The sequence below is a fragment of the Capnocytophaga sp. oral taxon 332 str. F0381 genome, from assembly GCF_000318275.2.
GTDB classification, from domain to species: domain Bacteria; phylum Bacteroidota; class Bacteroidia; order Flavobacteriales; family Flavobacteriaceae; genus Capnocytophaga; species Capnocytophaga bilenii.
Genome location: NZ_KB291347.1, coordinates 10,198 through 28,596, shown reverse-complemented (window position 1 = coordinate 28,596; position 18,399 = coordinate 10,198). Strand labels below are relative to the sequence as shown.

Annotated in this window: 22 protein-coding genes and 2 pseudogenes; 1 reads left to right on the top strand and 23 read right to left on the bottom strand. The window is 38.2% G+C overall.

Translation table 11 applies throughout. The annotated features are described in order from the left end of the window. Nucleotides 1-148: 148 nt before the first annotated feature. The 23 genes and pseudogenes from rpsU to HMPREF9075_RS13945 all read right to left on the bottom strand — a co-directional run bounded on the left by rpsU (nucleotide 149) and on the right by HMPREF9075_RS13945 (nucleotide 17,687). Nucleotides 149-343: a 30S ribosomal protein S21 gene (gene rpsU, locus HMPREF9075_RS11980; RefSeq protein ID WP_034557778.1), complete on the bottom strand. Its 195-nt coding sequence runs from the start codon at nucleotides 341-343 to the stop codon at nucleotides 149-151. Between the two features lie 61 nt (nucleotides 344-404). Beyond that, the gene (locus tag HMPREF9075_RS11975) at nucleotides 405-971 is read right to left on the bottom strand and encodes a TatD family hydrolase (RefSeq protein WP_034557775.1); all 567 of its coding nucleotides are present in this window, start codon (nucleotides 969-971) and stop codon (nucleotides 405-407) included. Further along, nucleotides 971-1,393, bottom strand: coding sequence for a ribose 5-phosphate isomerase B (gene rpiB / locus HMPREF9075_RS11970; protein ID WP_009416871.1), 423 nt, complete (start codon nucleotides 1,391-1,393; stop codon nucleotides 971-973). The genes HMPREF9075_RS11975 and rpiB overlap by 1 nt, the downstream gene beginning before the upstream one ends. A gap of 15 nt (nucleotides 1,394-1,408) precedes the next feature. Continuing rightward, nucleotides 1,409-2,125: pseudogene (locus HMPREF9075_RS11965) on the bottom strand (ThiF family adenylyltransferase). A gap of 70 nt (nucleotides 2,126-2,195) precedes the next feature. Further along, nucleotides 2,196-2,513, bottom strand: a complete 318-nt coding sequence (locus HMPREF9075_RS11960) for a type II toxin-antitoxin system RelE/ParE family toxin (RefSeq protein ID WP_034557727.1) — start codon at nucleotides 2,511-2,513, stop codon at nucleotides 2,196-2,198. Further along, nucleotides 2,476-2,706, bottom strand: a complete 231-nt coding sequence (locus HMPREF9075_RS11955; RefSeq protein ID WP_009416867.1) for a hypothetical protein — start codon at nucleotides 2,704-2,706, stop codon at nucleotides 2,476-2,478. The genes HMPREF9075_RS11960 and HMPREF9075_RS11955 overlap by 38 nt, the downstream gene beginning before the upstream one ends. An 81-nt stretch (nucleotides 2,707-2,787) precedes the next feature. Then, on the bottom strand, nucleotides 2,788-3,591 hold the full coding sequence (gene map, locus HMPREF9075_RS11950) for a type I methionyl aminopeptidase (RefSeq protein WP_009416866.1): 804 nt from the start codon (nucleotides 3,589-3,591) through the stop codon (nucleotides 2,788-2,790). Nucleotides 3,592-3,681: 90 nt separating this feature from the next. Continuing rightward, on the bottom strand, nucleotides 3,682-5,301 hold the full coding sequence (pgi, locus tag HMPREF9075_RS11945; protein WP_009416865.1) for a glucose-6-phosphate isomerase: 1,620 nt from the start codon (nucleotides 5,299-5,301) through the stop codon (nucleotides 3,682-3,684). A 28-nt stretch (nucleotides 5,302-5,329) separates the two neighbouring features. Continuing rightward, complete coding sequence (locus tag HMPREF9075_RS11940; RefSeq protein ID WP_009416864.1) at nucleotides 5,330-5,605, bottom strand: toxin-antitoxin system antitoxin component HicB domain protein; 276 nt, start codon at nucleotides 5,603-5,605, stop codon at nucleotides 5,330-5,332. Then, nucleotides 5,577-5,864, bottom strand: coding sequence for a type II toxin-antitoxin system HicA family toxin (locus HMPREF9075_RS11935; RefSeq protein ID WP_009416863.1), 288 nt, complete (start codon nucleotides 5,862-5,864; stop codon nucleotides 5,577-5,579). The genes HMPREF9075_RS11940 and HMPREF9075_RS11935 overlap by 29 nt, the downstream gene beginning before the upstream one ends. An 81-nt stretch (nucleotides 5,865-5,945) precedes the next feature. Further along, nucleotides 5,946-6,509 carry a GNAT family N-acetyltransferase gene (locus tag HMPREF9075_RS11930; protein WP_009416862.1) on the bottom strand — a complete coding sequence of 188 codons (564 nt, stop codon included), beginning with the start codon at nucleotides 6,507-6,509 and terminating at the stop codon, nucleotides 5,946-5,948. Beyond that, complete coding sequence (locus tag HMPREF9075_RS11925) at nucleotides 6,491-6,679, bottom strand: hypothetical protein (protein ID WP_009416861.1); 189 nt, start codon at nucleotides 6,677-6,679, stop codon at nucleotides 6,491-6,493. The genes HMPREF9075_RS11930 and HMPREF9075_RS11925 overlap by 19 nt, the downstream gene beginning before the upstream one ends. Before the next feature lie 95 nt (nucleotides 6,680-6,774). Then, nucleotides 6,775-7,392: a beta-phosphoglucomutase gene (gene pgmB / locus HMPREF9075_RS13955; protein ID WP_034557773.1), complete on the bottom strand. Its 618-nt coding sequence runs from the start codon at nucleotides 7,390-7,392 to the stop codon at nucleotides 6,775-6,777. A gap of 30 nt (nucleotides 7,393-7,422) precedes the next feature. Then, nucleotides 7,423-7,866 (bottom strand): annotated as a pseudogene (locus HMPREF9075_RS13950) (6-pyruvoyl tetrahydropterin synthase family protein); the annotation flags it as partial. Between the two features lie 13 nt (nucleotides 7,867-7,879). Beyond that, nucleotides 7,880-9,226 (bottom strand): UDP-N-acetylmuramoyl-tripeptide--D-alanyl-D-alanine ligase, encoded by a 1,347-nt coding sequence (gene murF / locus HMPREF9075_RS11910; RefSeq protein WP_009416859.1) that lies wholly within the window; start codon nucleotides 9,224-9,226, stop codon nucleotides 7,880-7,882. A 244-nt stretch (nucleotides 9,227-9,470) separates the two neighbouring features. Then, on the bottom strand, nucleotides 9,471-11,144 hold the full coding sequence (gldJ, locus tag HMPREF9075_RS11905; protein ID WP_009416858.1) for a gliding motility lipoprotein GldJ: 1,674 nt from the start codon (nucleotides 11,142-11,144) through the stop codon (nucleotides 9,471-9,473). Nucleotides 11,145-11,344: 200 nt separating this feature from the next. After that, entirely contained in the window at nucleotides 11,345-12,382 is a 1,038-nt protein-coding gene (locus HMPREF9075_RS11900; protein WP_009416857.1) for an inorganic phosphate transporter, read from the bottom strand. 75 nt (nucleotides 12,383-12,457) lie between these two features. Beyond that, the gene (locus HMPREF9075_RS11895; RefSeq protein WP_009416856.1) at nucleotides 12,458-14,623 is read right to left on the bottom strand and encodes a DPP IV N-terminal domain-containing protein; all 2,166 of its coding nucleotides are present in this window, start codon (nucleotides 14,621-14,623) and stop codon (nucleotides 12,458-12,460) included. 159 nt (nucleotides 14,624-14,782) lie between these two features. Continuing rightward, nucleotides 14,783-15,250, bottom strand: coding sequence for a GNAT family N-acetyltransferase (locus tag HMPREF9075_RS11890; protein ID WP_009416855.1), 468 nt, complete (start codon nucleotides 15,248-15,250; stop codon nucleotides 14,783-14,785). 164 nt (nucleotides 15,251-15,414) lie between these two features. Continuing rightward, complete coding sequence (locus HMPREF9075_RS11885) at nucleotides 15,415-15,864, bottom strand: NTF2 fold immunity protein (RefSeq protein ID WP_009416854.1); 450 nt, start codon at nucleotides 15,862-15,864, stop codon at nucleotides 15,415-15,417. Further along, nucleotides 15,865-16,215 (bottom strand): MmcQ/YjbR family DNA-binding protein, encoded by a 351-nt coding sequence (locus tag HMPREF9075_RS11880; protein ID WP_009416853.1) that lies wholly within the window; start codon nucleotides 16,213-16,215, stop codon nucleotides 15,865-15,867. Nucleotides 16,216-16,334: 119 nt separating this feature from the next. Continuing rightward, a complete protein-coding gene (locus HMPREF9075_RS11875; protein ID WP_009416852.1) occupies nucleotides 16,335-17,357 on the bottom strand; it encodes a YhcG family protein in 1,023 nt (340 codons plus the stop codon). Between the two features lie 132 nt (nucleotides 17,358-17,489). Next, the gene (locus HMPREF9075_RS13945; protein ID WP_232305113.1) at nucleotides 17,490-17,687 is read right to left on the bottom strand and encodes a Fic family protein; all 198 of its coding nucleotides are present in this window, start codon (nucleotides 17,685-17,687) and stop codon (nucleotides 17,490-17,492) included. A gap of 361 nt (nucleotides 17,688-18,048) precedes the next feature. Between HMPREF9075_RS13945 and HMPREF9075_RS11865 the strand changes: the two genes are divergently transcribed. Beyond that, entirely contained in the window at nucleotides 18,049-18,300 is a 252-nt protein-coding gene (locus HMPREF9075_RS11865; RefSeq protein ID WP_034557762.1) for a hypothetical protein, read from the top strand. The last annotated feature ends 99 nt before the right edge of the window (nucleotides 18,301-18,399 follow it).

Below are 18,399 nucleotides of genomic sequence, written 5' to 3'. Positions count from 1 at the left end.
TTTGCTGAATATCAAGTTTTATTAATAACACTTCTGTTGTTAATAAACCTGTTGATAAATTCGTAGTAAATTACGAAATGTAATAAAAAAAGAAGTTGTACAAATCTCTCATCCGTACAACTTCTTCTTTATTCTAATCATCAAAGGCTTATACTTCTTCTTGATCTCTCAAATGCTGAATATATTGAGCTCTTTGAATTTCGCTACGGCGGCGTACTGATGGCTTTGTAAAGTGTTGTCTTTCACGTAGCTCACGTACCACTCCTGTACGGTCAAATTTTCTTTTGTAACGTTTTAGCGCTTTATCAATGCTTTCTCCGTCTTTTATTGGTATTATTAACATAGCTGATACACCCCCTTTCATTTTCAGGCTGCAAATATACTACTTTATTACAAATAAACAACTATCCATAAACTTTTTTTATCAAATCTTTTACTGATAATTCACTGTCATCACTTTCATAAAAGAGATATTCCTGCGGAAGTTGTTTTATAACTTCCTGTAATTTAATGTCATATACAAGGTAAGAACCCAATGACAAGGCTATCCCATTAGCGATAAGCTCTTTGGCTACTTGTGCGTTTTTTCTAAAACCATGCATCACCCATAAGCCTTTAGCTTTGCTTTTTTTTCGCAGTGCAACAACCTCTGCATATGCTTTTACACAATGAATAATGAGCGGCTTGCCAAGTGTTTCGGCAAGAGTTATATGTTTCAAAAAGATTTCTTGTTGGTGGGGTAGGGTAGTGGTGATGTTTTTATCCAAGCCACATTCACCTATAGCCCAGCAATTAAAATGATTAGCCAAGTGCAATAGCGCCTCCCATTGCTTGTCAAAATCTTCTAAATACCAAGGGTGTACACCTACTGAAAAAGGTTCATCAGTCAAAGCCTCTAACGGATACTGATGCCGTATCACCAAAGTATCAGCAGTAGAGTGCAGTTTATGAGAGTGCACATCTAAGTATATCATATTTTTTCTACTCTGCGCTGGTGTCTGCCTCCTTCAAAAGGAGTGTCTAAAAAAGTAGCAACCATCTCTACTGCTTGTGGTACAGCCGTAAAGCGCGCAGGGATACTTATCACGTTGGCATCGTTATGGGCACGGGCTAAGGCAGCAATTTCTTTTGTCCAGCAAACAGCACAGCGCACTCCCGCGTGTTTATTAACTGTCATTGCAATACCATTGCCACTGCCGCAGATAACAATACCCAATACAGCCTTACCCGAAGCTACAGCAGTGCCCACAGCGTGTCCAAAATCAGGGTAATCTACACTATCATTAGTATCAGTGCCAAAGTTCTCTACTTCAATACCCTTTCCTTTTAAATAAGTCACAATAGCGTTTTTAGTTTCAACGCCCGCATGATCGTTTCCTATAGCTATTTTCATATATTTGTTTATTATTTATTCAGCCTTTAACAGGTGATTTATAACAGTAGCTGCAGCTCTTAGTCCTATAGCTGCAGGCATAAAACTGATAGTCCCATAGTAAGACTTTTTATAGTCAGTGTCATTAGTGCGCTGCATTGAGCTTCTATCCGCTATTTCCGATGAAAATACAGCTTTAACCCCCGAATCGATATGCTCATTCTTCAAACGCTTACGTATAAATTTAGCAAGCGGACAGTTATAGGTTTTCATCAAATCAGCAACTTTTATCTGGCTAGGGTCAGTACGACCCCCTGCCCCCATACAGCTCACTATTTTCACCTTTTTGCGCTTTGCACTTCTAATCAGGTTTAATTTCGGACTTATCGTATCAATACAATCAATAACATAATCATAGGTAGGAGTGATGATATCCCACGCTCTTTCAGGAGTAAGAAATTCCGTAATTACTGTTAGCTGTAGGCTAGGGTTGATGTTTTTTAAGCGTTCTGCCATTACCTCCGTTTTAGCTTTCCCTATAGTATTATGAAGGGCAGGCAATTGTCTATTAATATTCGTTTACGATACTGTATCCCCATCTACTATGGTAAGGTTGCCTACTCCCGCTCTTACAATAAATTCCGCCGCAAAAGCCCCTACGCCTCCAAGCCCTACAATTAGCACTTGCGATTGTTGCAATTTTTCAATTCCTTGTTCTTTTATTAGTAATTCAGTCCTTTCTAACCAACTCATTATTGATTTTTTGTGTTTTATTTTTTAAGCAATAATTAATTCTTCTTATAGCTGCAAACTGCGTAGGTAATTATATTCTATTGAGGTTTAATATCTCTGGGTTATTTCTGTTATCCCAAAAAGACAAAATCTCAATCGTTTGGTTTTCTTCAATAATATGATAATACATTGAGTAATTATGAAGTATAACTACTCTTCTCACTCCTTCTCTGTTTTCTACTATTAAACCTACTCTAGGATTATACTCAAGTATTTTACAGATTTTTGCTATTTCAGCTTCTAATTTTAGTATATAGCTTTCTGATTGCGTTTTTTCTAACCAATACAGTGAAATATCATACAATTGAATTTTAGCTTTTGGCAACCAAATAATCGTTAGATTTTCCATTTTTCCAATTCTCTATAAGTTCTCGTAATCCTTTCATCACCTCATTATGAGAAATAAAAATACCTTTTTTTGCCTCTTCTAAACCCTCATCTATAGAATGTAGTTCAGCTTCTGAAACCTTTACTGAAGACTCTTCTGCTGAGTAATTCTCACTTAGTAGCACTTCTTCTTTTGTTATTGTAAGTGTATCCATAGCTATTTTTCTTTTTAATATTGCTTGTAAACTAAACTATACTCATTTGCTGATTATAGTAATAAGTGTGAGCTTGCTTTTTTAAAGCAAAAACTCATCTTCTTCATTACTCTCTATTCCCAAAGCTTCATATATATATTTGAAAGTGGAAAGCAACTTAGGTTTGCCATCTATTAAAGCTACATCGTGTTCAAAGTGAGCAGAAGGCTTGCCATCAGCAGTAAGTATCGTCCATCCATCTTTAAGCTGTCGGATGCTTTTAGTACCCATATTTATCATTGGCTCTATAGCTACAACCATTCCATCTCTAAATTTTTTCCCCGTGCCGCGTCTGCCATAGTTAGGCATTTCGGGGTCTTCGTGCATCTTGCGCCCAACGCCGTGCCCCACCAGCTCGCGCACAACACCATAGCCGTGAGCCTCGCAATGCTGTTGTATAGCATACCCCACATCACCTACACGGTTACCTGTACGAAACTGACGGATACCTATATACAGCGATTCTTTGGTTACACGCAATAGCTCTTTTACTTCAGGAGCCACTTCACCTACTTCAAATGTATAAGCGTGGTCACCATAATAACCATTTTTTAGTGCCCCACAGTCTATTGAAATGATATCGCCTTCTTGTAGCGGACGGTCGTTAGGAATGCCGTGCACCACTTGCGCATTAGGGCTCATACACAAAGTGTTGGGAAAACCATATAAGCCCAAAAACCCTGGGATTGCCCCTTGACTGCGAATGTACTCTTCAGCAAGTTTATCTAAATAAAGCGTAGTTACCCCTGGTTTTACTTCTTTTGCCATTAATCCCAAAGTGCGTGATACCACTTGGGCTGCCTGATGTAGTAGTTCTATTTCTTCAGTTGTTCTAATATGAATCATTTTTAGTGGTTAGCGTTTAGCCATTAGTCGTTAGTGGTTAGAAAACTCCTTTTTCCTAACAACTAACGACTGATAACTAACTACTTTTATTTATTTTTTAAATTGTTTTAGTAAATTGGTTGTAGAGCTGTCGTGAGCCGAAATTTCAGCACCTGCAATATCTTTCAATATTTTGCTTGCGAGCTGTTTGCCAAGTTCCACACCCCATTGGTCGTAGCTGTAGATGTTCCAAATCACACCTTCCACAAATATCTTGTGTTCATACATCGCAATAAGGCTACCTAAGCTCTCTGGGGTAAGCTTATCAATAAGGAAAGAAGTCGTAGGACGATTACCTGTAAATACTTTGAAAGGTACTAATGCTTCGTTTACCTTATCGCCCATTTCTTTGCGCACCTCAGCTTCAGTTTTACCTTTTAGGAGCGCTTCTGTTTGAGCAAAAAAGTTAGCCATTAGCTTATTGTGGTGGTCAGCATTGCCGTGCAACGAGTGTTTAAAGCCAATAAAGTCAGTTGGTATCAATTTAGTACCTTGGTGAATAAGCTGGAAGAAAGCGTGTTGTGAGTTCGTTCCAGGTTCACCCCAAATAATCACCCCTGTTTGGTAAGGAATAGCGTTGCCATCGCGGTCAGTTTGCTTACCATTACTTTCCATAATACCTTGTTGCAAATACGCTGCAAAACGATGCAAATACTGAGTATAAGGAATGATTGCCTGACTTTCAGCTCCATAGAAGTTGTTGTACCACACACTAAGCAATGCCAATACTACTGGAATATTTTTCTCAAAAGGAGCAGTGCGGAAATGCTCATCCATAGCGTGTGCCCCTTTGAGGAGTTTTTCAAAATTATCGTAACCTACTGATAGGGCGATGCTCAAACCAACAGCACTCCACAACGAGAAGCGTCCGCCTACCCAATCCCACATAGGAAATACGTTATCAGGGTCAATGCCGAATTTGTCAATCTCTTGCAAGTTAGTAGATACCGCTACAAAGTGTTTCGCAATATCTTTTTCGCTACCAGCTTTCAGGAACCATTCTTTTACAGTAAGTGCGTTAGAAAGAGTTTCAAGCGTTGTAAATGTTTTAGAAACAATTACGATAAGCGTAGTTTCAGGGTTCAAGTGCTTAATAGTTTCAAGCACGTGGTCACCATCCACATTGCTAATAAAATGTACATTTAGGTGATTTTTGTAGAACTTAAGTGCCTCAGTTACCATTGCCGGACCTAAATCAGAACCACCAATACCAATATTCACCACATCGGTAAAGGCTTTACCGCTAAACCCTTTGCGTTTACCACTGATGACCTCTTCGCTAAACTGTTTCATTTTGTGTTTTACAGCAGCTACCTCAGGCATTACATTTTTGCCGTCTACGTTTACCACGCTATTTTCAGGCGCGCGAAGGGCAGTGTGTAGTACCGCACGTTTTTCGGTGTTGTTGATAAGGTCACCACCGAAATACTTCCCGATAGCATCTTTCAAAGCACATTCTTCAGCAAGGTTTACGAGCAATTTAAGAGTTTGCTCATCAATACGATTTTTAGAATAATCTACATAGAAATCGTGCCACTGAATGCTGAATTTATCAGCGCGAGCAGCATCTTTCTCAAACAGAGAAAGAGTATGGCGGTCTTTTACTTCCGCGAAATGTTTTTGCAATGCTTTCCAAGCATTGGTTTGTGTTGGATTACTATTTTTTAACATTTCTATTAATGAATTATATGTTATTATCTTACATTACAGCTGCTTTTTGCAGAGTTTCTCTTACAAAGGTATTTAATGTAGAAGCCTTTTTATTTGGTAAAGAGATATTATATTCTTTACAATGAATGATATAGTCCTCTACTGCTTCTATAAAATCACCTTCCAACTCTTCTAAAGTATCTCCCTGATAGGTGATGAGTGTATCTTTGTCTAAGTCTAATACTTTTCCATAGAAAGTATTATCTTCTTCCTGTTCTATACTTCCTATAAAACCTTTATGCTTCAGTATTTTTGTTGCTTTCATTTTTTATAAATTCATTTTCTTTTAAAAAGTCTACAATATCCTTCAAAGCTTTTTCTTTGATAATAGAGGTAGGATGAGGTTTATGTGCTAAATATTGTTTTTCTTTTTCATTATGATAGAATTTAACCCTTGAGCCTGATGTTTTCCCTTTATTACTTTTCTCAAACCCAAAATAGATTAGGAGTGTTTCCAATTCACTGAAAGTAAAATCTTTTGGTAGCCCTTGAATACGTTCAATTAATTTTTCTTTTTTGCTCACTTCATTATTGGTTTTAGTTAATTTCTAATGCAAGAGTTGTTTTTATCTCTCTTGCCATAATTTTCAGATTTTAATTATTTTCTAAATAAAACTTGTCAAATCAAGGAACATCAGCCGGGTTTCATCTTTTTCATCTAATTTTGTTAAGAACTCAAACCCTATTTTATGATAAAAATTTACAGCTTGAGCATAAGCATCTACTGTAATAACACGGCAGGCTTGGTCTTCATTCAAATCTATACAATGATTTATAATTGTATCAATGATAACTCTTCCTAATCCCTTGCCTTTAAAAGTCTTATCAATAGCTAAACGCCCTATTTTTACTGATGGAATATTGCTTAAATGTCGTTTTGGATAGGGTAATAAATCTCTGCGAAATTTATTATATTGACTCTTGCTGGTAAACATTTCCTCTTTAAGTTGCAAACTATCATTCAGCAAACTATAATACGCCAAAGTGCGCTCCTTATTCTCTATTATAAAAGTTGTAGCAAGCATCTCTTTTCGGTAAGGTATAGCCTCCTGAAAAAGAAACTCATTCAAATCTTCATCTTCACAATCAAAAGGTTTAATAATATGCCCCTCCCTAAGCCTGAAAAAAGACATATCCTGCAATGTGTTGGTTAAATTATTTGTCTGCATTCTTCTTTATCGTCTTTAAATATCGATTTTAAAATCATAGCATTCTTACGAACACTCTCACGTGTAATACCTTTTTCAGCCAAACTCTGCTTGAAGTTTGCCATTTTTTTATAGAACTCTATTACATCTTGCCCCTCTAATACAGGAGTTGGTTTTATCTCTCTTGCCATAGTTCTTTTGTTTTAGTTGTTTCAAAGTACAAAGTTACAAAATTCTTTTCAAAGAATTGTTTATTTTATAGAATATCGTTTTGAAAAGCCCGCTATCAAAAGCCCTCTATTACTTCATCAGCTTCTGGTAATGAATGCTTACTGCCAACACCTATAACTGCCATTGCTGCAGCTTTAGCAGCTTGTACACCTGCTGGAGCATCTTCAAATACGCAGCACTCTTCAGGCTTTAGTGCTAAGCCTTCGGCAGCTCGCAAAAATACTTCAGGGTGAGGCTTGGGTTTGCTAACGATAGTACCATCTACAATCACATCAAAATAAGGCAATATACCAGTACGCTCTAATACCAAACGCGCATTCTTACTTGCCGAGCCTAAAGCTATTTTCTTACCTTCAGCTTTCAGCACCTGCAAAAAATTCTTTACCCCTGGCAACAATTCTGCTTCACCTATATGATTGATATGCTGAAGATAAAGCTCATTTTTACGAGTAGCAGTACTCTCAAAGTCCTCAGCACTAAGGTTGTGTCCTGCCCATTGTAGTATCTTGCGCAACGAATCTTCACGCCCCACACCTTTCAGTTGTTCATTGAGAGTAGGGGTAAGGTTGAAATTAAATTCAGCAGCTATAGCCTTCCAAGCCAAATAGTGATATTTAGCAGTATCTACTAGTACACCATCCAAATCAAATATAATACCTTTTTTATCAGCCAATGTAGTAGTTATAAGTCCAAACAGAGGCGTATTATCGGCTAAATTCCACTCGGCATAAGAGTTTTCGGTTTCGTGCAAGCGCATAGTGTGCACTTTTACGTGTGGGGGAAGTTGTTTTTGAATACGCATAGCAAAATCTACCACCATATTTTCGCTGGTAGGCTGATAAGGCAACTTAATCACGCGATGTCCTTGTGCTATAAGCTCATCGGCTAAGGCAGCGTGTGGTGTGTGGGCGTTAAAAGCTATAGCGTGGTCAAACACCTCAATAATTTCGCGCTGTACAATCTGCTTAAGGTCACCAAAATCAAGCACCATACCACACTTAGGATTTGTAGTATCGGTAATAGGTGTACCGATAACGGTTACATATAGCTGATAGCTGTGCCCGTGAAGGTTTTTGCATTTGCCGTCATAGTTATATAAGGCGTGACCCGCCTCAAAGGTAAATTTTTTAGTAATACGTACGTTCATAGTCAAATTGTCTTTATTTTATAGCCCGTTCCATCGCCATTCCACGCGAACCTTTAATGAGTATTAAGCAATCTTTATAATTTGCTTTTTGAAATGCCTCATAAAACGCCTCAAATGTTTCATACTTAGGGTAAACACTCTTTGTACAAGCAAAATGTTTTCCTACCAAATACACTTCCTCCCAATAGTGCGCTGCAAGTATATCTGCTATATGCTGATGTTCTTCGGCAGCATAATCTCCCAATTCAAACATATCACCCAGCACTATCACTTTTTTGGCATAGTTATTCATCGCCAATATATTATCAATAGCAGCTGCCATACTGCTGGGGTTGGCATTATAAGCATCTAAAAGCACCGTATTACCTTTCCATTGTAGCAGCTCACTGCGGTTGTTTTGCGGTACATAGCTTTCTATACCCTGCTTAATAGCCCTATCACTCAGTTTGAAATAACGCCCAAAAGCTATGGCAGCTGCCACATTGCTAAAGTTATAAGACCCCACCAAGTGTGAGGTAGCCTCTGTAGGTGCATTAGCAAAGCCCTCAAAAGTACTGGCTGCCAAAGGTTCTTCTTCTATTGCTTTTTCAGTTTGTATTCTTTCGGCACTATTACCAAAACGTACCATTACGGGTTGCGAGTTCAGTAGTTCAACAAGCAAATCAGCACCCTGCTTACTGCCAAATCTATACACCAAATCATAGCCCTGTAAGAGCTCCTCGGTAATAGCATTATCGGCATTAGCAATAATCGTTTTATGGTGTGCTTTCAGATAGTTGTACAATTCAGCTTTGGTATTAATAACCCCCTGAAAACTACCAAACCCCTCTAAGTGTGCCTTGCCAATACTTGTAATATAACCATAATCAGGTTCAGCAATTTGGCATAGTGTTGCAATCTCATTAGGGTGATTTGCCCCCATTTCAACAATAGCAAGGTCGTGAGTTGGTTTTATACGCAGCAAAGTAAGTGGCACCCCAATATTATTATTCAGGTTACCCTCAGTAGCAATTAGCTGCAATTGTTGCGATAGTACTGCTTTTATAAGTTCTTTAGTAGTAGTTTTACCATTACTTCCTGTGATAGCAATCACAAGGGTACCCATTTGCCTGCGGTGGTGAGTAGCCAACTGTTGTAAACAAGTAAGTACATCAGGTACTAAAATCATCTTGTCAGAAGTCATATAAGCAGGATTATCAATCACAGCAAAGGCAGCCCCTTTGGTAAGAGCCTCTTCAGCAAAAGCATTTCCATCAAACGATGCTCCTTTTAGCGCAAAATATATACTGCCAATACCAATTTTCCGCGTATCGGTACATACCCCCGACGAAGCTATAAATTTCTCGTAAAGATCTTTCATTATTTAATGTCAGTTCTATAATTTTTTATTAGCTATTTAAAAGCAATAGTTGTTTTTCAGTGCAAAGATACTAAATAATATTCAATAGCACTATAGCAAAAAGTGAATTAATAGTTTTATAATTGATAATCAGCTTTGTTTAGCTATAATTTATCACAGTAGGGTAGGGGGCATAGAAAAGAGCACCGCAATTGTTTGCAGTGCTCTTTTCTCTATTAATTAAATTTTTATAAACATTAAAAGACTATCCTTTAGGAGTTCTATGCCCTGTTTTTGATTTAGAACCTACACGGCTCATCGCATTTCTAAATCCTATATAGTCGGTAGCTATATATTGAGGCAAGTAGCGACGTTGAGCAGGGTCTATCCAGAAAGCGCGATCACGCCAAGAGCCTCCTTTGTACACACGTACCTCATCGTCTATAAGCGAAGTACGATCGTTAGATGTATCATAATCTTTACCACCAATATCGCTTCCTGGTTTTTTAGGTTTAGGAGCGTTGTACATAGAGTTTACGTACTCAGCACCACCAGCCATAAGGTCATTCTGATTGCGGAAGTTACGTGTTGAAGCTTTATCACCATCGTTATAACTACGGTTATCAGAGTGAGTAAAATTATAACGCAAGTAAGTTTCGCTTGAGTCTACAGGTACAGTAGCAATATTACCAGGTAAGTTACGTGCCACTACTTTACCGTTAGGCAATGTATCGTATTTAATAGTTTCAGGTGTAACGATTACTTGTTTGCCATCTTCACCTATAGCGTGTTTCATATACACGTTACCACGATAGTAGTTAAAGTCTGATACTTCATCATCAAGGATAGGACGATATACATCGGCTACCCACTCAGCTACGTTACCAGCCATATCATACAAACCAAAGTCGTTAGGTGGGTAAGTTTTTACAGCTACAGTAATATCACCTTTATCATCAGACCAACCAGCTAGTCCACCGTAGTCACCTTTACCTTGTTTGAAGTTAGCCATTTGTTCACCACGAGTTCTACGTTCTGTAGAGCGAGTGTATTGGCTATTCCAAGGATATTTTTTACGACCTTGCAAAGTATTGTATTGGCGGATACCGTTTAGAGATTTTGCCGCATATTCCCACTCAGCTTCAGTAGGCAAGCGATAGTCGGGTAATAAGATACCACTTGTTTGTTTTACATAAGCGGTTTGACCTTCTTTACCTGATTTTTTACCTCCCATTTCACCTTGTATTTTACCACCATAGGTTTGTGAAGGAGTATTGAGGTAGGTATCGGTACTAAAAGTACTTGTAGCGTCTACTTGGTAGCGAGCATCTTTAGCAAGGTAACCATCGCGAGAGAGGATAGCCTCATTCACACGGTCGGTACGCCATGCACTAAACTGAACAGCCTGTACCCAGTTTACACCCACTACAGGATATTCTGCAAAAGCAGGGTGTCGCAAATAGTTTGCAACCATTGCTTCGTTGGCACTTAGAGGGCTACGCCACACCAAAGTATCGGGGAGTGCGCCTCTATAGATGTTTTTGTACTGTTCCTCATCTGGAGGAAACACGCGTTTCAACCAATCGAGGTATTCCATATACATCTTATTGGTTACTTCGGTTTCGTCCATATAAAAGGACTGTATGTGTTGTTGAGTAGGCATATTGTTCCAATCGTGCATTACGTTGTCTTGCACTTGCCCCATAGTAAAGGTACCACCTTCTATCAACACAAGTCCTGGTCCAGTTTCTTGGTCTTTAAAATCGGTGTTGTATTGGAAACCACCTTCTTTAGCGTTGATTTTCCAACCTGTAGCACTCGATGTGTTACGGTCTGTCTTATTGCCACCAGCACAACCAGCAATTAGCAAGCTCGTAACCGCCAAGTAAAAAGGAACTTTTAATAAACTTCTTTTCATAGTAAAAACACTTGTTAGCATAAAAATTCGGGCGCAAGGTACTACTTTTTTTTGAACCTCAACCTTAATTTCTGATATTTAACGTTATATTTATTTTTATCTTATACTGTATATTATAGAAAATATACTGATATTTAATTATTTACAGAATATTTACTGCTTGTTTAGCTCTTTTTATCTCTTGTAAAAATCCTTATTATTTTAACAAATATTTAACTCTTTTAGTGTAGCATATTTGCTTTATCGGCTATAAAAATGAGCAATAACGATAAAAAAAACGAGATAATAGGTGCTATCATCCACATTCCGAAAAAACGCCTCACTTGCGTTTTTCTGAAAATATTTTTGTGCCCCATTTTGGCAACTCCTATACCCAATATTGCTGCTACGTTCACTTGCACTAAAGAGGTAGGTATCCCTTTAAATACTGATGCCAATAACAACAAACTGCCTGATATAAAAGCAATAATTACAGCTTCGAACTTGCCAAACAAAACAATCTCTTTACCTGTATTACGCAATATTTTATGCCCAAAGAGTGATGCTCCTATCCCAAAACAAGGTGCCACAATGAGTGTAGCAAGCATCAGTATAACAATATGATCACTCTCGCGTATGTGGAGCTCATTGATAGTCATTGTATAAAGGGGACCTGCTGCATTGGCTACGTTGTTGGAACCTATGGCAAACGATACGTATAGTGCCATTATAATCAGTACCACATCCCATATATGGCGTTTGTTTTCATTCTGAGCGCGTTGTATGGTAAGACCACGCCGCCGCATAGGCTGGTAAATATACTTACCACAAAAATAACTCAAGAAATAGGACACTATAGGCAATACAAACCACGCAGGTATAATTTCGTAAAACAAACTGTGTGTATCTAACTTGCCAAAATAAAGTGCAGGGGCTGCTAAAGCTAATACTGCTGCCTGACTGGTGGATTGTGGTATTCCTGATATATTGGATACAAGCATTGTAACTGCTATAGAAAATAAGGCTACCGATACGACCGTAAAGCTCATATACTCTGCGGGCAGTATACCACTACCCATTGTGCCTGCTGTTTTTTTGCCTGCTACAAAGGCTCCTACAAACACCATTATACCAAATAACCCTGGTATAAGCGACTTGCGCAGTACGTTAGCACCATACGAAGCCGAAAAGGCAGGTGCCGTACCACTACCCCCCATAGTAATAGCCACCGCCATAGCTGTAAGAAAGGGTATCAGTAACTGATTGTATATAGGTGTCATTTATCTGTATCGCAATAACTTTAAAACTATTATCCGTTGCAAAGGTAGTATTTTTTATTGAAATAACAAGTTTTTTTATTTGTTATGTTTTTTTATATAATCAATAATGCGTTCTGTAAGGTTGATGTTATCAACACCACGCACCCCGTGAGCGTGCATAGGATAGATAAACATTTCTATAAAATCACGCTCTTTGATAGATTCTTGGGTAAGACTTAGCAGGTGCTGGGGCACTACTATATCATCTACACTACCGTGAATAAACAAAATAGGGCGTTTTAAGTTTTTCAAATACTTAGTTACACGGCTTTTATCATAACCTTCGGGGTTTTCTTGTGGTGTATCCATATAGCGTTCGCCGTACATTACTTCGTAGTATTTCCAATCGGTAACGGCACCTCCTGCTACGGCTGTACGGAACACATTGGGGTGGCGCAACAATAGGCTAGATGCCATATAGCCGCCAAAGCTCCAACCGTGTACAGCTATGCGATTAGCATCTACATAAGGGAGTGATTTGAGGTAAGCGACCCCTTGTAGCTGGTCTTTTATTTCTACTTCGCCCAACTGGCGGTGTATGACACTTTCAAAAGCAAAGCCTCTGTTCTGGCTACCGCGATTGTCAAGGGTGAAGACTATATATTGCTCATTTTCAGCAAAAACCTTTTGCCACAGATGGGTATTTGTACTCCAATCGTTGGTTACTTCCTGTGCGTGGGGACCTCCGTAAACGTAAATAAGCACAGGATATTTTTTGGTAGCATCGAAAGTTTTAGGTTTGTGCATTTTGGCATAGAGGGTTGTGCCGTCATCGGCTTTGAGAGTTACAAACTCGGTAGTGCCTATGGCAAAGCCCTCGTGTGGATTTTTGGAGGTGAGCAAACGGCTACGCTTGCCTTTATTGGTTTCGACAAGGTCTATATTGTGCGGAATAGTAAGACTTGAATAGCTATCTAATAAATAGAAACCATTGGTGCTTAGCTGTACTTTATGTGTACCAGGTACGTTGGTAATAGGGGTTATTTTTTTGGGGTTGGCAAGGTCTATTTTGTAGCAGTGTTTTTCGCGAGGGTCTTCGCCTGTACCTACGATAAAGAGGTTTTTCGCCTGCCCGTCAAAACCTAAAATTTCTTGTACTACCCATTTAAAATCTGTTATTTGTTTGGTGAGCGTGCCATTTACATTGTACTGATATACATTCATAAAGCCATTGCGCTCGCTTAGCCATAACAATTCGGTATTGCTATTAGGTAAAAATACTGCAGGGACTTCGGGTTCTACCCATTTGGGGTTGCTTTCTTCTAATATGGTATTCACTTTGTTGCCTGTAGCTACTTCGTATCTATTGAGTGCAAAATGGTTTTGCGCTCTATTTACTTCGGCAAGCAGCAGGTGTTGTTCATCGGGTGACCACGAAAGGTTTGTTAAAAAATGTTCATCGGTAGTATCTATATTCAAGTAGGATAATTGTTTTGTTTTCAGATTATAGATACCCACCGCAGCGCGCTCACTGGGTTGTCCTGCCATTGGATATTTGATAGCATTGAGTGTGGCAGGGGTGGTGGTAATATCCACTAATGGATAGGTAGCTACGTGAGTTTCGTCTTTTTGGTAGAAAGCTATATAGTTGCCTTTAGGCGAAAAGAAGATGCCTTTTTGTATACCAAATTCATTGCGGTGAATGGCTTTTCCTGCTACAATATTGAGGTTGGTATGGGTTGTAACTGCTTGTTTTTCGGTGTGCTCATTGGCAATATAGAGGTTGTTACCTATGGTGTAAGCAACGGTTTTGGCGGCTGGGTTATATTCGGTATTTTCGGCTTCTTTGGGGGTATAGATAATACCGAGAGATTTTTTATTGCGATAATCATAGCGGTAATAGGTGCCGTAATCGTTCATTACGAGTTCTTCGGTATCTATATACACGAGTTGTGGAACTGCGTTATAATCTTTATAGCGTGATAAGGCGGGAAAAATAGCCTCAATATTATCAATTGTAAGGAGCTTTTTGCCTTGTGGTTCGTATAGTTCGTAAGTGTTATTTTTGCTGATGATGTATTGGTTGGTGCCGGTAACCCACTGCAAATCGGCAAGGTTTTCGGGGTCGAGTGAACGGTATTCGTTGGGGTTATTTTCATCGATAAAGGCGTGATAGACAGCATTGCCGATAGTAAGTTTGCGGTCTTGTGCGACCGACATAGTGCATAGTAGCACTGAAAGAGATATAATAATTTTCTTCATAGATAAAAATGTTTTGGGCAAAGATACAAAATAATGTTTAATTGCTAATATTTAATGATTAATTTTCTTTTGGTGTGAGGTGTGAGCTTATCCTTCATCACATACTCGGCTGCGCCAGCTCGCCGACTTTCCTTCGCTCAACCTATGGGGAAAATAGGACTATAATTTTTTATAAGTAGGAGCATATTTCATCATTTTGTATTTTTTTCTTTCTCCCTCAACAGTGGCTACTATTTCAAAACCAAGTTTTGTATAAAGATTTTTAGCTATGGGGTTGTCATCAAATACATTTAGACTAATGGAGTGAATACATTCCTCTTCAAAAAGCATAGAGATAAATAAGCATATTGCCTCAGTGCCTAATCCTTTTCCCACACGCAAAGGATTGATAATAAATCTACCTATATGTACATTATTTTCCTCTACTTTTATTTTCTGAATCATTCCTATAAAATTACCCTCTGCCTCAATACGAAAACAATGTGGCAATAGATTGAGTTGCTCTATTGTAAGAGGATATTGCAAAGCGTTTCCTGCCCATTGTTGCAAAAAATCTGCTCCTTTATTATTTGTCCAATGTATGATAGCCTGCTTATCTTCAGGTGATAATCCTTTTGTTATTCTCATATTATCGATTTGTGAATTATAAGGTCTTAAGTTTATTTTTTTCAAATTCAGCGATAGTGTTATCAATGATTTCTTTGAGCTGGTAAGAGGCAATGCCTAATGGCATCTCTAAAAAGCCACCAAGTTGGTGGCTTTTTGTAAGCTCTTGATAATAAAATAAATACTTATATAATCACACTCTTCCATTTTTCAGGGTCTCTGTTTTCTGGCAAATACTGTTCTTTGATAGTATCTAATAGCCAGCGACCTTCTACAAGTTTGTATTTATACTCGCGTTTGTAATTCATTCCTGCATAGACTCTATCAGTAAAAATAGAGGCTTTTTTACCAGTGATTTGCACTTCGGTAATGGTTTCTTTAGAAGGGTCGTAGTTAGGAGGGAATCCGTGACTGGTGTATTCGGGACCTCCGTTTTTGCGTTCGCGATTGGTTACATATTCCTTATAAATAGGGGTGCGAAGCTCAGTTTGCTTGTCGCAAAAGTCTTCCCAAGAGAGCGTTTTCTTTTTCTCCACTTCTTCTTCGTCAACTCTGTTGGCTTCTGTTTCCCAGTTGTACATCGCTTGTAAGAAAGCGGTGAAACGCTGGCGTAGGGTTTGTTCTGTTTCTGTCATTTAGATGAATTTTAGGGTTTCTTTTTTGGGTACTTTGGCGAGTACTTGGTCGTAAGAGTGTTGTATCATTTCTTTGATAAGGGTAGGGGGTAAGCCTTCTAAAGAAACTGTATTCCAATGTTTTTTATTGAGGTGGTAGCCTGCCACAATCTTGTCGGGGTACTGCTCGCGGAGTTCTATCGCGCGCTCGGGGTCGCATTTGAGGCTTACACTTACGGGGATACGCTCTAGATTGGTAAGGACAAAAATGCGATTGCAAATGCGGAATACCAAAATTTCTTCGCCAAAGGGCATATCCTCGGTAACGTGAGGCAAGGAAAGGCAATATTCTCTAAGTTCTTCTAGGTTCATATTACTCAAAAATTTTATTAAGGGGGGTGAATGCGCTTTGTTTTCATAAAGCCGATGATATATGAAAAGTATAGATTTGTTCTATTTGTTGTAATGGGTTCATATTGATAATTTTTATGTTACAAAAATGCTCTGCGTTCTGCTACTATTTTCTGTAATTGCTGGTACAAAAGGGCTCGTGAAGGGAGTTCAGTCATATATTGAGCTACACGAATACCTGTTTGGTCTAATTGCAATAGTTCTATTTGTTCTTCGCTCCCTTCAGTACATAATAATAAACCAATAGGACTCTCTTCGCCTACTTCCATTTCGTGTTTTTCAAGCCAACGGAGGTATAATTCCATTTGTCCTTTGTAAGCAGCTTTGAACTTTCCTAATTTAAGTTCAATAGCTACCAATCTTCGAAGTTTTCGGTGGTAGAAAAGTAAATCAAGATAAAAATCTTCCCCGTCTATAATCATACGTTTTTGGCGTTCTACAAAGGTAAAACCAATACCTAATTCTAAGATAAAGTGCTCTAAATGTACTAACAGGCTGTCCTCTAATGATTTTTCACTATATACTCCTTTAAGTCCTGTAAACTCTAAAAAGTAAGGGCTTTTGAAAACCAAATCGGGTGAGAGTATCTCATTATCGCGCAGGTTAGCCAATTCTGTTTTGATAACCTCCTCAGGCTTACTACTGATAGTGGTACGCTCGTAGAGCATACTGTCTATTTTATTGCGTAAAGTTCTGATACTCCAATTTTCGGAAGCCGCCATTGTAAGATAAAATTCTCGTGCAAGATTGTCCTTTGTATAGAGTATTTCTGCAAAATGAGACCAACTCAATTGTCTCGACAGTGTCGAGACAATTTGAAAATCGGGAAAAAGTTCTGCAAATTGCATCATTCGGCGAAGGCTTTTCTCATTAAAACCTTTGCCGTACTCTTCTGTCAATTGTCTCGACAGTGTCGAGACAATTTGTTTTCCGTATTCAGCACGCTGATTTCCAAGTACTTCTTCGTTGATACGCTTACCGATATGCCAATATAGTAGCGTAATTTCGGTATTTACAATTAGGGCTACTTTGTTGCGTGCCTCATTGATAAGAGTACGCAAATCGGTAATCAAGGATTCTTGTAGGGTTACTTCTTTTTTCATAGTATTAGTTTGTTAATTAACATATTGAATAGTTTACACTCTATAATTTCGCCTTTTTGCCACTGACCATTTTCAGTGATGACCGGAGGATAATAGCAGGGGTCAATGCGTTTGATGTTTATTTTTTAAGGGTTATTTTAATGTTTTTAAAAATTCCTTGCCTTTATCAGTAAGGTAGTATTGTTGCTTGCTACTTGTGGGTTTATCGGGGATAGTAAGTGCTACAAAACCTTGTTCTATGGCAGGATTGAGATAGTTTTTTCTGAAATAATCTCTATTTTTTAGACCTAATTTTTCTTGAATTTCTTCTCTATAAGATACTTCTTTCAATATATTTAATAAATCTTTGACTTGCATGGGTACTTGCATGGGTACTTGCATGGTACTTGCATGGTACTTGCATGGTATCTTGCGCGGTACTTGGGGGGTACTTGCGGGGTAGCTTGGGCTTCTTCTTCCATAAGTGCTTGTAAATCTTCATCTATAGGGAAGATTACTCGCAAGGTGTTTTCCATAAACTTAAAGGATTCTTTAGAATAACTCTGCAAAATACGTAGGGGTTACTCGTTGTTTGTATTCTATATTTTTAGATTCAATCATTGTAATAGAATTTTTTATAGGGCAAAGATAGCAAAAATATACTATATAATAATTGAACATTATTTTGTATCTTTGCAAAAAATATATGAATATGAACACAAATGTATTAACAAAAGAACCTGAAATACTTACAGATAAAAAGGGTAATTCTTTCAGATTAATTCCGGAAGAAGAATATAACTATATGCTAAATGCTATTAGTTTTTATGACGAAGAAGATCTTACAGAAGAAGACCTTAGAAAAATAGCTATCTCAAAAGAACAATCTAAACTGGGATTAACTTCTAAAAGCGAAGATGTTTTTAAAAGAATTCAAGAAAAAAGGAGTAAACAATGGAAATAACTTGGACTGCAGAATAGGAACTTCAATAGAGGTGTGAGCCACACGAGCGATTATGGGAGCTATGGAAATTATGAATTTTGAATTGGGCACAAGCTGCAA